Origin of the sequence: Actinacidiphila yanglinensis, from assembly GCF_900107965.1 — a bacterium.
GTDB classification, from domain to species: domain Bacteria; phylum Actinomycetota; class Actinomycetes; order Streptomycetales; family Streptomycetaceae; genus Actinacidiphila; species Actinacidiphila yanglinensis.
The window spans coordinates 116,840-131,163 of record NZ_FNVU01000009.1 but is presented as its reverse complement, the minus strand read 5'-3'; the positions used below and the strand labels follow the sequence as shown (position 1 = coordinate 131,163).

Sequence of the window (14,324 nt, the reverse complement as noted above, 5' to 3'; positions counted from 1 at the left end):
CGAGCGGTTCAAACCAGCCGTTCCTTGACGGTGTCCGCCACCTCGGACAGCGCGACCGGGCCCTGCTCGCCGCTGACCAGGTCCTTGAGCTGCACCACACCCTCCGCGAGGTCCCGGTCGCCCGCGACGACCGCGAAACGGGCGCCGGAGCGGTCCGCGGACTTCATGGCGTTCTTGATGCCCTTGCCGCCGAACGCGAAGTCCGCTGCGACCCCGGCCCGCCGCAACTCCGTGACCAGTGCGAACAGCGTCCGCCGTGCCTGGTCGCCGAGCGGCACCGCGTACACGTCGGTGGCCGCGGGCAGCGGGAGCTCCACGCCCTCCGCCTTGAGCGCCAGCACGGTGCGGTCCACGCCCAGCGCCCAGCCGACCGACGGCAGCGACGGGCCGCCGATCATCTCGGACAGGCCGTCGTACCGCCCGCCGCCGCCGACCGCGGACTGCGAACCGAGGGCGTCGTGCACGAACTCGAAGGTGGTGCGGGTGTAGTAGTCCAGGCCCCGGACCAGCCGCGGGTCGTCCTCGTAGGCCACCCCGGCCGCGGTCAGCAGCTCGCGGACCCGCTCGTGGTACTCCTTGCACGCCTCGCACAGGTGATCCACGATCAGCGGCGCGCCGGTGAGTTGACGCTGCACGGACTCGCGCTTGTCGTCCAGCACCCGCAGCGGGTTGATCTCGATCCGCTTGCGGGTGTCGTCGTCGAGGTCGAGGCCGCGCAGGAACTCCTGGAGCGCGGCGCGGTAGGCGGGACGGCACTCCTTGTCGCCCAGCGAGTTCAGCAGCAGCCGGAAGCCGGTCAGGCCGAGCGAGCGGTACGCGTCCGCCGCCAGGATGATCAACTCGGCGTCCAGCGCCGGGTCCTCGGCCCCGATCGCCTCGGCGCCCACCTGCGAGAAGTGCCGGTAGCGGCCGGCCTGCGGATTCTCGTAGCGGTAGTACGAGCCGGAGTACCAGAGCTTGACCGGCAGGTTGCCGGCGCGGTGCAGGTTGGCCTGGAGGGCGGCGCGCAGCACCGAGGCGGTCCCCTCGGGGCGCAGCGCCAGGTCGGTGCCGCCCTTGGTGGTGAAGGCGTACATCTCCTTGGTGACGATGTCGGTCGACTCGCCGACCCCGCGGGAGAACAGCTCGACGTGCTCGAAGCCGGGGGTCTCGACGTATCCGTAGCCGGCCCGGCGGACCGGGGCGGCGATCGCCTCGCGCACCGCGAGGAAGGTCGCGGAGTCGGGCGGCAGGAGGTCGTAGGTGCCCTTGGGGGCCTGGAACGTGCTCACGGCAGTGACAGTCACAATCCTCGTCGTGGAGCCGGTTGGCCGGCTCCTTGGCCGCGGGCCGCCTCGCCCAGGAAGGGGTTGGTGGCGCGCTCGCGGCCGATGGTCGTCTGGGGGCCGTGCCCGGAGAGCACCACCGTCGAGTCGTCGAGCGGCAGGCACACGCGGGCCAGCGACTCGTACAGCTCGGCGGGGTCGCCACCGGGCAGGTCGGAGCGTCCGACGGAGCCGGCGAACAGCAGGTCGCCCGAGAAGAACACCGACGGCACGTCGGCGCTCTCGGGCAGCCGGTAGGTCACCGACCCCTTGGTATGGCCGGGTGCGTGCGCGACGCCGAACTCCAGCCCGGCCAGCGCGAGGGTGTCCCCGTCGGCCAGTTCCCTCAGGTCGTCGGGTTCGCCGACGGCCAGCTCGCCCATCAACTGCGCGCCGACGGCCCGGCCCAGGGCCTTCTCCGGGTCGCTCATCATGTAGCGGTCGGAGGGGTGGATCCAGGCGGGCACGCCGTGCGCGCCGCAGACCGGCAGCACCGAGGCGACGTGGTCGATGTGGCCGTGGCTGAGAATCACCGCCACGGGCTTGAGCCGGTGCTTGGCGAGGAGGTCCTCGACGCCCTGGGCCGCGAGGTGGCCCGGGTCGATGATCACGCACTCCTCGCCGGCGGCCGGCGCGACCACGTAGCAGTTCGTGCCCCACGCCCCGGCGGGGAACCCGGCAATGAGCACGTTCGTCCTTCTGTCGTCCGCGGTCGGTGCCCTCTGAGCCTACCGGCGACCCGCGCACCGCTGCGAACCTGTTTGCCGCCGGTTCGCGGACTGGACGGCAGGTGCGCCGTGACGCGAAGATCTGCGGCACGTACATTCGCATACGGCACGTTCAGCACCGACTGTGTCCCCTTGGATACAGCCGGCGCACAGGAAACATACAACGCAATGCGTCGGTGCGCGGCACGGACGGACAACCGACACTCAACGACGGAGACGGCGAAGTGACCACCAAGGATCAGCGGCGGCGCCAGCTCGCCCGGGACAAGTTCGCGCGGCAGCAGGAGCGCCGGGTCGGCGCGCGCCGCAAGGCGCGGGTGCGCAACTCGGTGATCACCGTGGTGGTCGCCGTGGTGGTGGCCTCGCTCGGCGGCGCGTGGGCGGCCGGCGCCTTCGACGGCAGCAGCGGCAAGAAGAAGGACGACGCGGCCGCCTCCAGCCCCACCCCGTCCGCGGCGGCCCCCACCACCGCAGCGCCCAAGGGTCCCGACCCCTGCAAGAAGGCCGAGGCGGGCAAGCCCGGCACCAAGCAGTGGAAGAAGGAGCCGGCGATGACGATCGACAAGTCGGCCACGTACACCTTCAACCTGGACACCACCTGCGGCGCGATCCCGATCTCGCTGGAGGCGGCCAAGGCGCCGCACACCGCGAACTCGTTCAAGTTCCTGTCCGACCAGGGCTTCTTCGACCACACCAAGTGCCACCGGCTCACCACCACGGGCATCTACGTGCTGCAGTGCGGCGACCCGACCGGGCAGGGCTCCGGCGGCCCGGGCTACACCATCCCGGACGAGAACCTGACGGCGTTCGGCAAGGCCGACGCGACCTCCGGTTCGGTCACCTACCCCGCGGGCACCGTCGCGATGGCCAACACCGGCCAGGCGCACACCGGCGGCAGCCAGTTCTTCCTGGTCTACAAGGCCAGCCCGCTGCCCCCGCAGTACACGCCGTTCGGCACCATCTCCTCGTCCGGCATGAAGGTGCTGGACAAGATCGCCGCCGACGGTGAGAGCACCGGCCAGGGCGACGGCGCGCCGAACGCGACCGTGGTGATCAACAAGGCCACCGTCACCAAGTCCTGACCCCGGCGGCGGCACTGCCGCTACCTCGCCATGATCGGACCGAGTCCTGATCGGTATCCGAATTCGCGATTGGGCGCGCATCGGATGCGGACAGCCGGGGCGCCGGTCGCCTATGTTGGCGGTTGGGACCGGTCAGGGCGTGCGGCCCGGCCGGAGAGACACTGTGGACGATGCCCGCCGGCGGTGACCCGGTGGGCATCACATGAGGGAGGCGCTGTGAGCAGCGACCCGTGGGGCCGCGTCGACGAGACGGGGACCGTGTACGTGCGTACGGCCGACGGTGAGAAGGAGGTCGGTTCGTGGCAGGCGGGCTCCCCCGATGAGGCGCTCGCCTATTACGAGCGCAAGTACGAGGGGCTCGTCGTGGAGATCGGCCTCCTCGAACGGCGGGTGCAGACCACCGATCTGGCGCCCAAGGAAGCGCTGGCCGCGATCGAGCACCTGCGTACGGCGGTGACCGAGGCGCATGCGGTCGGCGACCTGGCGGCGCTCGGCACCCGGCTGGACGCCCTGGTGACGCTCGTGGACACCCGGCGCGAGGAGCGCAGGGCGGTCCGGGCCAAGCAGAGCGAGGAGGCCAAGGCCGCCAAGGAGAAACTGGTCGCCGAGGCCGAGGAGTTGGCCGAGAGCGAGCAGTGGCGCACCGCGGGTGAGCGGCTGCGGGCCCTGGTCGACACCTGGAAGGGCCTGCCGCGGCTGGACCGCAAGGCCGACGACGAGCTGTGGCACCGCTTCAGCCACGCCCGTTCGGTGTTCTCCAAGCGGCGCAAGGCGCACTTCGCGTCGCTGGACGCGCAGCGCGAGGAGGCCCGGCGGACCAAGGAGAAGCTGGTCACCGAGGCGCTGTCGCTGTCCGGTTCGACGGACTGGGGTCCGACCGCGGCCCGCTACCGCGACCTGATGACGGAGTGGAAGGCGGCCGGACGCGCGCAGCGCGAGGCCGAGGACGACCTGTGGAACCGCTTCCGCGGTGCGCAGGACGTCTTCTTCGCCGCGCGCGGCGAGGTCTTCGCCGAGCGGGACGGCGAGCAGCGGGACAACCTCGCGCGCAAGGAGGAGCTGGTCGCCGAGGCGGAGAAGCTGCTGCCGGTGACGGATCTCAAGTCCGCGCGGGGCGCCTTCCGTTCGATCAACGAGCGCTGGGAGGCGGTCGGCCACGTGCCGCGCGACGCCCGGCCGCGGATCGAGGCGCGGATGCACACCGTGGAGCGGGCTCTGCAGGAGTCCGAGGAAGCGGAGTGGCGCCGGACCAACCCGGAGGTGCGGGCGCGGGCGGCCGGCCTGACCGGCCAACTCCAGGCGGCCGTCGAGAAGTTGCAAGGGCAGATCGCGACGGCTCGCGCCGCGGGGAACTCGGCGAAGGCGGACAAGCTGCAGGCCGAGCTGGATGGGCGGCAGGCGTTGCTGGACGCGGCGCTCAAGGGTATGGGGGAGTTTCGGTAGTGAGGTGACCCCCCACCGGGGGTGGTCCTGTGTGTTCAGGGACCACCCCCGGTGGGGGGTTTCTCGCGCAGTTCCCCGCGCCCCTTGTTGGTGCGGGTGCCTCCGCTCGTGCGGCGCCCGTTGGTGCGGGTACTTCCGCTCGTGCGGCCCGTGTTGGTGCGGGTGCCTCCGGTCAGGGGGTGGTGGGGGTGGACATTTCGGTGAGGTCGAGGGCGTGTTTGAGGACCTCGCACGCCTGGATGTGGTTGCCGGACTCCTGGAGGAGGTCGGCGAGGCGGCGGCAGACCTGGACCGCCTCGGGCCCGAAGGACTTGTGGGTCTCCATGAACGCCTGCTCCAGGACCTCGACGGCCTCCCGGCTCCGTCCGGTGTCCGCGAGGAGTTCGGCCAGTTCGAGCTGGACCGCGAAGTTGTTCGCCCCGGTCTCGGGCGCCCCTTCCTGGAGGGCCAGCCGCAGGACCGGGAGGGCGTCCCTGCTGCGGCCGACGGAGCGCAGCAGGCGGGCGAGGTTGAGCCCGGCGGCGAGCATGGCCGCGCGGACCTCCTCGCGCAGCACCGGCCCCGCGGGTACGGGCTCGGTGGCCGCCGCGCGGTTGCGTACGAGGGGCAGGCGGCCGGTGTTGTTCTCCTGGTGCCGCTGCGGGCGCGGGCGGTTCTTGGCCCGCAGCCGGACGTCCAGGAGCTGGTAGATCGTCTCCAGGTCGATGAGTTCGGGGCCGTCGTCGATGCCCAGCCGCAGGATGTCCAGCAGTTCGCCGGTGAAGGCGGTGTACATCTCCCCGTCGGGGGCCAGCGCCACCCGGTCCCGGGGTGAGGCCGCCAGCACGTAGGCGCCGTCCACCGCGGTCTCGTCGGCGATGCCGCCGTCCAGGGCGCGCGCCGCGCGCCCGCTGAAGCAGCAGTCGAGGACGATGATCTTGCGGCGGGCCCGGGACTGGCGTACCGCCGTGCGCAGGTGCTGGTAGGCGACCGCGGTGTAGCCGGTGTTGGCGCGCGATCCGGTCAGGGCGAGGTAGAGGTCGGCGGACTCCGCGTCCCGCAGGCCGTGGCCCGCGTAGTAGACCAGCAGGGTGTCCTCGGCCTCGTCCCCGGCGCGGTGCACCGGGTCGAGCAGGGCCGAGGAGTCCTGCGGGTCGGCGATGATCACGCAGTTCCGGTCGGGCAGGCCCCACAGCATCGGGTCGCCGAGTGCCTGCGCGAGGTCGCGCAGATTGGCGTTGACGGCGGGCAGTTGCTCCAGCTGGAGATAGGCGGCGGTGCCGATGATCACGGCCCGCGAGGCCATCGGGTCAGGAAGGCGTTCCATCACCTTCCGGCTCTTCCGTGAGGGGTGCGGGGGCGTGTGCGGCGGCGGGCGGCACGGGCAGTGGTGCGGACGGCAGCGGCGGCACGGACGGCGGGGGTGTCCGCGCCAGGGGGACCAGCGGCAACGGCGGCGCGGGCGGCGGGGGCGCGGCGGCGGCCGGCACCATGACCGGCTCCCCCGCGAGCGGCCCTTCGGCCGGAGCCGCCTCCGCCGAAGCCTCGGCAGGGACCGCGTCCACCGGGACCGCCGCGAGGAGTTCGACGGCTCGGGTGAGAACCGCGGCGTTCACCTCCGAGGCCGACGGGATCTCCACCGTCATCCCGCCCCGGCGCAGCGTGATGGCCGGCTCCCGGTGCCGCGCGTCGCGCCACTGGAGGACGGACACCACCAGGGCCGCGGCGGACAGGCCCGAGCCGATGACGAGTTGGAGGATGTCGAAGGCGGTGCCCATCCGGCCGGGCTGCGGCGGGGTGCCGTCGCGGACCCGGCCGTCGGCACGGCCGGCCAGGTTCTCGTCCTCGCGCAGCCAGCGCAGCAGGGAGCGGAGGTCGTCCTCGGCACTGCCCCGCCGGCCGGCCGCCAGCGTGACGTCGATCTCAAGCACGTCCGGTGCCCCTTTCCGCTTCGCATCGCTCGCTCACCGCGGAGAACAGCGCCACGGCCTCGCCGCCCGCGCCCAGCCGGGACAGGCACATCGCCTGCCAGAACTGGGCGGCCAGCGTGGTGGGATGGTCGCGGCCCAGGGAGGTGGGGCAGACCCGGGCGAGCGTGCCCAGGATGCGTACCGCGTCCTGCAGGTCGCCGCGGTGCACGAGGGTGACGGCCTCCCGCAGCCGGGACGTCGCCTTCGGCTCGGTCATGCCGCTCATCACCATCTGCTGCGTGGTGCCGCTGAGCCCGAGCGGCTCGGAACCGGCCGCCGCCGTGGGCCACTGCGCCGCCGGCTGCTCCCCGGTGGCCGACGGCCGTACGAGGGTGACGTCCGTGTCGCGCAGGAGCTCGGGGTACCCGGTCCGCGTCTGCGCGTCGGGCACCGCGACGGTCCTGTCCTCCGGCGCGGGTGCGGGCATCGCGTGGTGCACGCTGGCCACCGCGTCGTCGCGCACGCATCGGGCGACCATGTCCCGCAGCAGTTGCGTGGTCTCCGGCGCGCTGCCGAACGGGAGCGTGCTGAGCACCTCCGCGGCGTTCCCCGGCCGGCGGGAGGGGTCCCGCTCGGTCAGCGAGTCGACGAGCGCCGCCAGCCGGTCGGGTATGCCCGCGGTGCCCGTCAGCCGGGGCACGCCGACGTCGACGACCTGGTAGACGATCCCCGCGATCTCCTCCTCGTCCGGGAACGGCTCGTGCCCGGTGAGCATGGTGAACATGCAGGTGCCCAGGCCGTACATGTCGGCGGTGGGACGGGGCGTCGCCCCGCGCATCGACTCCGGCGGCAGGTGGCGCGGGGTGCCCACGACGTCGCCGAGGCCGGTCACCGGCGTGGTGTCGAGCACCCGGGACAGCCCGAAGTCGTGGAGCACGACCCGGCCGGAGCGGGTGACCATCACGTTCGACGGTTTGACGTCGCGGTGCACCACGCCCGCCTCGTGCACGACCTCCAGGCCCGCGCAGATGCTCGCCGCGACGGTCTCCACGACCTCGACCGGTAACGCCCCCTCGCGCTCGACGAGGGTCAACAGCTCGACGCCGTCGAGGAGTTCCATCACCAGGAAAGGCGTGCTCGAGGAAGCGTCCACCCCCGCGTCCTGGACGCGGACCACCGCGGAGGAGCTGATCCTGGCCAGCGTCTCCGACTCGCGCCGGAAGCGTTCGAGGACCATCGGGTCGATCGTCAGCCCGTCCAGCAGCCGCAGCACCTTGACCGCCACCCGGCGGCCCAGCGTCAGGTCCTCGGCCTCGTAGACGCGGCTGCTCCCGCCCGCTCCGAGCGGGCGCAGTAACCGGTAGCGGTTGCCGAGCAGTCCCCCGGCGGCTGCCGTCATGCGCGTCCTCCCCCGTCGCCGACGTGGCCCACGACCGACGATCCTATGCCGCCGGGCGCGGTCAGCGCTGCTGGCGGCCGGAGGTCACCCGGTAGACGTCGTAGACGCCCTCCACGCCGCGCACGGCCTTGAGCACGTGGCCGAGGTGCTTGGGATCCCCCATCTCGAAGGTGAAGCGGGAGATGGCCACCCGGTCGCGGGAGGTCTGCACGGCGGCGGACAGGATGTTGACGTGCTGGTCGGACAGCACGCGGGTGACGTCGGACAGCAGGCGGGCCCGGTCCAGCGCCTCGACCTGGATGGCGACCAGGAAGACCGAGGACTGGGTGGGCGCCCACTCCACGTCGATGATCCGCTCGGGCTGCTGGGAGAGCGACTCGACGTTGACACAGTCGGCGCGGTGCACCGAGACGCCGTTGCCGCGCGTGACGAAGCCGATGATGGGGTCGCCGGGGACCGGGGTGCAGCAGCGGGAGAGCTTCACCCAGACGTCGGTCTCGCCCTTGACGATGACGCCCGGGTCGGCGTTGTTGCGCCGCTTGGTGCGCCCCTGGGTGGGCGTGGTGATCTCGGCGATGTCCTCGGTCGCGCCGTCCTCGCCGCCGAGCGCGTCGACCAGCTTCTGCACCACGGACTGCGCGGTGATGTGGCCCTCGCCGATCGCCGCGTAGAGCGCGGAGATGTCGGGATAGCGCATCTCGTGGGCGAGGGTGACCAGGGAGTCGCCGGTCAGCACCCGCTGGATGGGCAGGTTCTGCTTGCGCATCGCCCGCGCGATGGCCTCCTTGCCCTGCTCGACCGCCTCCTCGCGGCGCTCCTTGGAGAACCAGGCACGGATCTTGTTGCGGGCCCGGGGCGACTTGACGAAGCCCAGCCAGTCCTGCGACGGCCCGGCACCGGACGCCTTGGAGGTGAAGACCTCCACGGTGTCCCCGTTGTCGAGGGTGGACTCCAGCGGCACCAGGCGGCCGTTGACGCGGGCGCCGATGGTGCGGTGGCCGACCTCGGTGTGCACCGCGTAGGCGAAGTCCACGGGGGTGGCGCCGGCCGGCAGCGCTATCACGTCGCCCTTGGGGGTGAAGACGAAGACCTCGCTCTGCGAGAGGTCGAAGCGCAGCGACTCCAGGAACTCGCCCGGGTCCTCGGTCTCCTTCTGCCAGTCCAGGAGTTGCCGCAGCCACGCCATGTCGTTGACCGCGTCGTCCTTCTTGTCCGAACGCGGGCTGTCGGTGCGGACCTTGGAGGCGCCGGCCACCGCCTCCTGCTTGTACTTCCAGTGCGCGGCGATGCCGTACTCGGCGCGGCGGTGCATGTCGAAGGTACGGATCTGCAGCTCGACGGGCTTGCCGCTGGGACCGATCACCGTGGTGTGCAGCGACTGGTACATGTTGAACTTCGGCATCGCGATGTAGTCCTTGAACCGGCCGGGGACCGGGTTCCATCGCGCGTGGATGGTGCCGAGGGCCGCGTAGCAGTCCCGGACGGTGTCGACCAGCACCCGGATGCCGACCAGGTCGTAGATCTCCGCGAAGTCCCGGCCGCGGACGATCATCTTCTGGTACACGCTGTAGTAGTGCTTCGGGCGCCCGGTGACGGTGGCCTTGATCCGGGCCGCGCGCAGGTCCTGCTGCACCTGGTCGGTGACCACGGCCAGGTACTCGTCGCGCTTGGGAGCGCGCTCGGCCACCAGGCGGACGATCTCGTCGTACATCTTCGGGTAGAGGATCGCGAAGGCGAGGTCCTCCAGCTCCCACTTGATGGTGTTCATGCCCAGCCGGTGGGCCAGCGGGGCGTAGATCTCCAGGGTCTCGCGGGCCTTCTTCTCCTGCTTCTCCCGCTTGAGGTAGCGCATGGTGCGCATGTTGTGCAGCCGGTCGGCGAGCTTGATCACCAGGACCCGGGGGTCCTTGGCCATCGCGACGACCATCTTGCGCACCGTCTCGGCCTGCGCGGCCTCGCCGAACTTGACCTTGTCCAGCTTGGTGACGCCGTCGACGAGCAGGGCGACCTGGTCGCCGAAGTCGCGGCGCAGCTGCTCCAGGCCGTACTCGGTGTCCTCGACGGTGTCGTGCAGCAGCCCGGCCATCAGGGTGGCCGGGTCCATGCCGAGCTCGGCGAGGATGGTGGTGACCGCCAGCGGGTGGGTGATGTACGGGTCGCCGCTCTTGCGCTTCTGGCCGCGGTGCCAGCGCTCGGCGACCTGGTAGGCGGCCTCGATCTGCCGCATCTGCGCGCTGTCGCCCTTGGGGTCGTTGCCCCGGACGATCCGCAGCAGGGGTTCCAGCACCGGGTTGTAGGCACTGGAGCGCTGCACGCCGAGCCGGGCGAGCCGGGCGCGGACCCGGCTGGAGGAGGGCCCTGGCCGGGTCGGGGCCACGCTGCCCGGGGTACGGACCGGCCGGACCGCGGCCGGACCGGGCTTGGGCGCGAGGGTGGCGCCGTCGGTGTCGCTGCCGGTCTCGGCGGATTCGGGCGCACCGGCTCCGCCGTCGGCCGGTCCCGTCACCTCGGCGGTCCCGTCAGCGGCGTCCAGCGGCTGGGCCTGGTCTGGCAACGGCACTCCTCACGCGGTCGAAGTCCCATGGTAACGAGCGGCGGCCGCCAGCGGGCGGCCGTCGGGGGCAAGGAGGCCCCGCCGACCGCCGTACACGGCGCCCGGGCGCTCGCGGGGAGCGCCCGGAACCCGGCGAACCCGGCGCGGTGCGCGCCGCGACCGGGGCGGCTCAGACCGCGACGAGCGCGTCGAGCGGGACGCCCTTCAGCACCGGGGCCAGCCGCTCCCGCCCGCCGAGCGCGGTCAGCTCCATCAGCATGGCCACGCCCACCACGGTGGCGCCGGTACGCCCGATCAGGTCGAGCGCGGCCTCGGCGGTGCCGCCGGTGGCGAGCACGTCGTCGATGACGATCACCCGGTCCCCGGGCCCGAAGGCGTCGGCGTGCACCTCGATCTCGGCGGTGCCGTACTCCAGGGCGTACCCCTGTGCGAGGGTCGGCCCGGGCAGCTTGCCGGCCTTGCGGACCGGGACGAAGCCGAGGCGGGCCCGGGCGGCGGCGGGCGCGGCCAGGATGAAACCGCGCGCCTCCAGCCCGACGACCTGCGTGGCGGCGTGCCGGGCGCACAGCCCGGCGAGCGCGTCGACCAGGGCGTTGAACGCCACCGGGTCGGCCAGCAGCGGGGTGATGTCCTTGAACATCACCCCGGGCTGCGGGTAGTCCGCCACATCGCGGATCCGGGACAGCAGCAGGTCGCGCAGCTCGGTGGAGGCGGCTTCCGTCGAGGTCATGGCACTTCTTTCGGTACGGGTGGTACGAGGCCGGCGCGCGGGGCCCCCGGGGGGGCGCCGGGCGGTGGGCGGACGGCGGTGGGAAGACGTGCAAACGCCCGCCGCCGCCCGGTGTCGTACTCCCGGGCGGCGGCGGGCGGCGGATCAGCGGCGCTTGCCGGAGGGGCGGTTGCGGCCGCGGCTGCCGCGGTTGGCGGGCTGGTTGCGGGTCGGGCGGCCACTGCTCGCGGTGCTGCCGGAGCCGGTGCCGCGCGGGCCGACGACCGCGGGGGCGGCGCCGTCCTCGTCGTCCTCGTCACCGTCGAGCACGGCGTCCTCGAGGTCGTCGGGGTCGACCGGGGGCTCCCCGGCCGCGACCCTGGCCTTCGCCTTGGCCGCGTCGGAGACCCGCTTGGCCAGCACCCGCTTGCGCAGCGACTTCATCTGCGGCTCGCGCTCCTTCAGCTCCGCCACGATCGGGGTGGCGATGAAGATGGAGGAGTACGCGCCGGCGGTGAGGCCGACGAACAGCGCGAGCGCGATGTCGTTGAGCATGCCGGCGCCGAGGATGCCGCCACCGATGAACAGCAGCGCGGCGACCGGCAGCAGCGCCACCACGGTGGTGTTGATCGACCGGACCAGGGTGCTGTTGAGGCTGCGGTTGGCGACCTCGCTGTAGGTGGAGGTGTTCTTCTTGGTGATGTCCTTGCTGGCTTCCTTCAGCCCGTCGAACACCACGACCGTGTCGTAGAGCGAGTAACCGAGGATGGTCAGCAGGCCGATCACCGTACCGGGCGAGACCTCGAAGCCGACGATCGCGTAGACGCCGACGGTGATCGTCAGGTCGTGCAGCAGGGCGACGAGGGCGGCCACGGCCATCCGCCACTCGAAGGCGATGGCCAGATAGATGACCACCAGCACCAGGAAGATGATCAGACCTTCGAGCGCCTTGTGGGTGATCTCCTTGCCCCAGCTGGGGCCGACGATCTCCGCGTCGATCTTCGACGTGGGGATGTTCAGGTCCTTGGCGATCTCCTGCTGGACCTTCTTGGACTGGTCCGTGGACAGGTCGGCGACCTGGATGCGCATGCTGCCGTTGCCGAGCTTCTGCACGGTCGCGGAGCGGCCGCCGGTGTCGCCGGAGATCTTGTCCTGCACGTCGGAGACGGACATCGACGTCTTCGGCGTGTTGAAGACCGCGCCGCCGGAGAAGTCGATGCTCTCCTTCAGGCCGTTCACCACCAGGCCGACGATCGCGACGATCGTCACCAGGATGGAGATCGAGTACCAGATCTTCCGCTTGCCGACGAAGTCGTAGCTGACCTCACCGCGATGCAGCCGGTGACCGAGGGTGCCGAGCTTGGACATCAGGCTTCCTTCGTCTCGGAGGAGGACTGGCGGCGGATGCGGCGCAGGGGCGCGCGAACGCCCAGGCTCTCCGGGTTGAGACCGGACCACTTGTGGCCCCTGGCGTAGAAGGCCTTGCGGGCCAGGATCGTCATCAGCGGCTTGGTGAACAGGAACACCACCGCGACGTCGAGCAGCGTGGTCAGGCCGAGGGTGAAGGCGAAGCCCCGGACCTTGCCGACCGAGACGATGTAGAGCACCGCCGCGGCCAGGAAGGACACGAAGTCCGACACCAGGATGGTGCGCCGCGCCCTGGGCCAGCCGCGGGCCACCGCGGGTTGCAGCGACCTGCCGTCGCGTAGCTCGTCCCGGATTCTCTCGAAGAACACGATGAACGAGTCCGCGGTGATGCCGATCGCGACGATGGCACCGCAGACCGCGGGCAGGTTCAGCGCGAATCCGACCGCCTCACCCAGCAGGCACATGATCGTGTAGGTCAGCGCGGCCGAGACGACGAGGCTGAGCACGGCCACGAAGCTCAGGCCGCGGTAGTACGCCAGCAGGTACAGCACGACCAGCGCGAGGCCGACCGCGCCGGCGATCATGCCGCCGCGCAGCTGCTGGCCGCCGAGTGCGGCCGAGACGGTGGTCTTGTCGGAGATGTTGAAGGCCAGCGGCAGCGAGCCGTACTTCAGCACGTTCGCCAGGTCGGTGGCGGACTGCTGGGTGAAGCTGCCGGAGATCTGGGCACTGCCGCCGGTCAGCGTCGAGGAGACCGAGGGGGCGGACACCACGTCACCGTCGAGGTCGATGGCGAACTGGTTGTTCGGCTGGGTCTGCGCGGACAGCGTCTTGGTGATCGAGGTGAACTGCGACGAGCCCTTGCTGTCGAAGTTCAGGTTGACGACCCAGCCGTTGCCGCTCTGGGTGTCGAAGACGGCGTTGGCACTGGTGACGTGCTTGCCGTCGATCTGGGACGGGCCGAGCAGGTACTTGACCCACTGCCCGCTCTCCTGGCCGCAGGCGGCCACCTGATCGGTGGGCTTGGTGCCCTCGGCGGCCTTGGCGCGGGCCGTGGCGTTGGTGCAGTCCAGCGCCTCGAACTTGGCCTGCAGGGCGGCGGGCACGTTCGCCGTCGGGTCGGTCGTCGCGCCGCTGGTGTCCGTGGAGCTGGGCGCGGTGCTGGTGGCCGCCGGGGTGGTCGGGACCGGTGTCGGGTCCTTCTCGGGGGCGGACTTCAGCGCGTCGGTGACCGCGCGGCCCTGCGGGCTCGCGCTGGACGACGGGGTACTGGTCGACTTCGAGGTGCTGGTCGACTTGGGTGTGGCCGTCGACTTCGGGGTCGACGTGGACTTCGGGGTGGCGGAGCCGGACGGCGTGGGCGTGGCGCTGCCGGAAGGCGTCGGCTTCGCGGGGGCACCGTTGTCTTCGGCGAGGACCTGGCGGAAGTAGAGCTGGGCGGTGGTGCCCACCTGCTTCTCGGCCTGGTCGGCGTTGGTGCTCTTGGGGATGTCGACGATGATGTTGTCGCTCCCCTGGGTCTGCACCTCCGCCTCGGAGACGCCCAGGCCGTTGACGCGGTCGTTGATGATGTTGACCGCGGTGTTCATGTTCGCCTTGGTGACGGTCCCCTTCGGCTGGTCGGGCTTGGCCGTCAGCGTGATCTCCACGCCGCCGGCCAGGTCGATGCCGAGTCGGGGGGTCTTGTGACCGGAGAGGAAGATTCCTCCGGTCAGTGCCACCAGAGCGATGAGGATCACGGCCAGCGCGCGTCCCGGGTACCCCTGGCTGCCCGCGGACCTGCGGCCCTTCTTGGCTGCTGCCACCTTCTTGTTTCTCCCTGTCCTACCGCCCCTGGGCCTGCGCGCC

11 protein-coding genes are annotated in these 14,324 nt (G+C 71.6%); 2 read left to right on the top strand and 9 right to left on the bottom strand.

Going from position 1 to position 14,324, the window contains the following annotated elements; all coding sequences use genetic code 11:
- Positions 1–8: 8 nt before the first annotated feature.
- Positions 9–1,271: a histidine--tRNA ligase gene (gene hisS, locus C4U44_RS21725; RefSeq protein ID WP_103887630.1), complete on the bottom strand. Its 1,263-nt coding sequence runs from the start codon at positions 1,269–1,271 to the stop codon at positions 9–11.
- A gap of 11 nt (positions 1,272–1,282) precedes the next feature.
- Entirely contained in the window at positions 1,283–1,993 is a 711-nt protein-coding gene (locus C4U44_RS21720) for an MBL fold metallo-hydrolase (protein ID WP_103887629.1), read from the bottom strand.
- Between the two features lie 263 nt (positions 1,994–2,256).
- On the opposite strand from C4U44_RS21720, the gene C4U44_RS21715 reads away from it, so the two are divergent.
- Together C4U44_RS21715 and C4U44_RS21710 are read left to right on the top strand one after the other, a co-directional pair.
- Positions 2,257–3,114: a peptidylprolyl isomerase gene (locus tag C4U44_RS21715; RefSeq protein ID WP_103887787.1), complete on the top strand. Its 858-nt coding sequence runs from the start codon at positions 2,257–2,259 to the stop codon at positions 3,112–3,114.
- Between the two features lie 216 nt (positions 3,115–3,330).
- Positions 3,331–4,557 carry a DUF349 domain-containing protein gene (locus tag C4U44_RS21710; RefSeq protein WP_103887628.1) on the top strand — a complete coding sequence of 409 codons (1,227 nt, stop codon included), beginning with the start codon at positions 3,331–3,333 and terminating at the stop codon, positions 4,555–4,557.
- A gap of 172 nt (positions 4,558–4,729) precedes the next feature.
- On the opposite strand, the gene C4U44_RS21705 is transcribed toward C4U44_RS21710, so the two are convergent.
- From C4U44_RS21705 to secD, 7 genes are all read right to left on the bottom strand, one after another.
- Positions 4,730–5,863: a caspase, EACC1-associated type gene (locus C4U44_RS21705; protein WP_103887627.1), complete on the bottom strand. Its 1,134-nt coding sequence runs from the start codon at positions 5,861–5,863 to the stop codon at positions 4,730–4,732.
- A complete protein-coding gene (locus C4U44_RS21700; RefSeq protein WP_103887626.1) occupies positions 5,847–6,467 on the bottom strand; it encodes an effector-associated constant component EACC1 in 621 nt (206 codons plus the stop codon). The genes C4U44_RS21705 and C4U44_RS21700 overlap by 17 nt, the downstream gene beginning before the upstream one ends.
- Entirely contained in the window at positions 6,460–7,845 is a 1,386-nt protein-coding gene (locus C4U44_RS21695) for a serine/threonine-protein kinase (protein ID WP_103887625.1), read from the bottom strand. The genes C4U44_RS21700 and C4U44_RS21695 overlap by 8 nt, the downstream gene beginning before the upstream one ends.
- A gap of 61 nt (positions 7,846–7,906) precedes the next feature.
- Positions 7,907–10,222 carry a RelA/SpoT family protein gene (locus C4U44_RS21690; RefSeq protein ID WP_235032261.1) on the bottom strand — a complete coding sequence of 772 codons (2,316 nt, stop codon included), beginning with the start codon at positions 10,220–10,222 and terminating at the stop codon, positions 7,907–7,909.
- Positions 10,223–10,568: 346 nt separating this feature from the next.
- Positions 10,569–11,129, bottom strand: coding sequence for an adenine phosphoribosyltransferase (locus tag C4U44_RS21685; RefSeq protein ID WP_103887623.1), 561 nt, complete (start codon positions 11,127–11,129; stop codon positions 10,569–10,571).
- A gap of 144 nt (positions 11,130–11,273) precedes the next feature.
- A complete protein-coding gene (gene secF / locus C4U44_RS21680; protein WP_103887622.1) occupies positions 11,274–12,476 on the bottom strand; it encodes a protein translocase subunit SecF in 1,203 nt (400 codons plus the stop codon).
- Positions 12,476–14,281 carry a protein translocase subunit SecD gene (gene secD / locus C4U44_RS21675; RefSeq protein ID WP_103887621.1) on the bottom strand — a complete coding sequence of 602 codons (1,806 nt, stop codon included), beginning with the start codon at positions 14,279–14,281 and terminating at the stop codon, positions 12,476–12,478. Before secD ends, secF begins: the two co-directional genes overlap by 1 nt.
- Between the last annotated feature and the right edge of the window lie 43 nt (positions 14,282–14,324).

Coding starts and splice junctions, on each gene's coding strand:
- C4U44_RS21705 (WP_103887627.1), bottom strand. CDS start 5,863: ATGGAACGCCTTCCTGACCCGATGGCCTCGCGGGCCGTGATCATCGGC.
- C4U44_RS21695 (WP_103887625.1), bottom strand. CDS start 7,845: ATGACGGCAGCCGCCGGGGGACTGCTCGGCAACCGCTACCGGTTACTG.
- C4U44_RS21685 (WP_103887623.1), bottom strand. CDS start 11,129: ATGACCTCGACGGAAGCCGCCTCCACCGAGCTGCGCGACCTGCTGCTG.
- secF (WP_103887622.1), bottom strand. CDS start 12,476: ATGTCCAAGCTCGGCACCCTCGGTCACCGGCTGCATCGCGGTGAGGTC.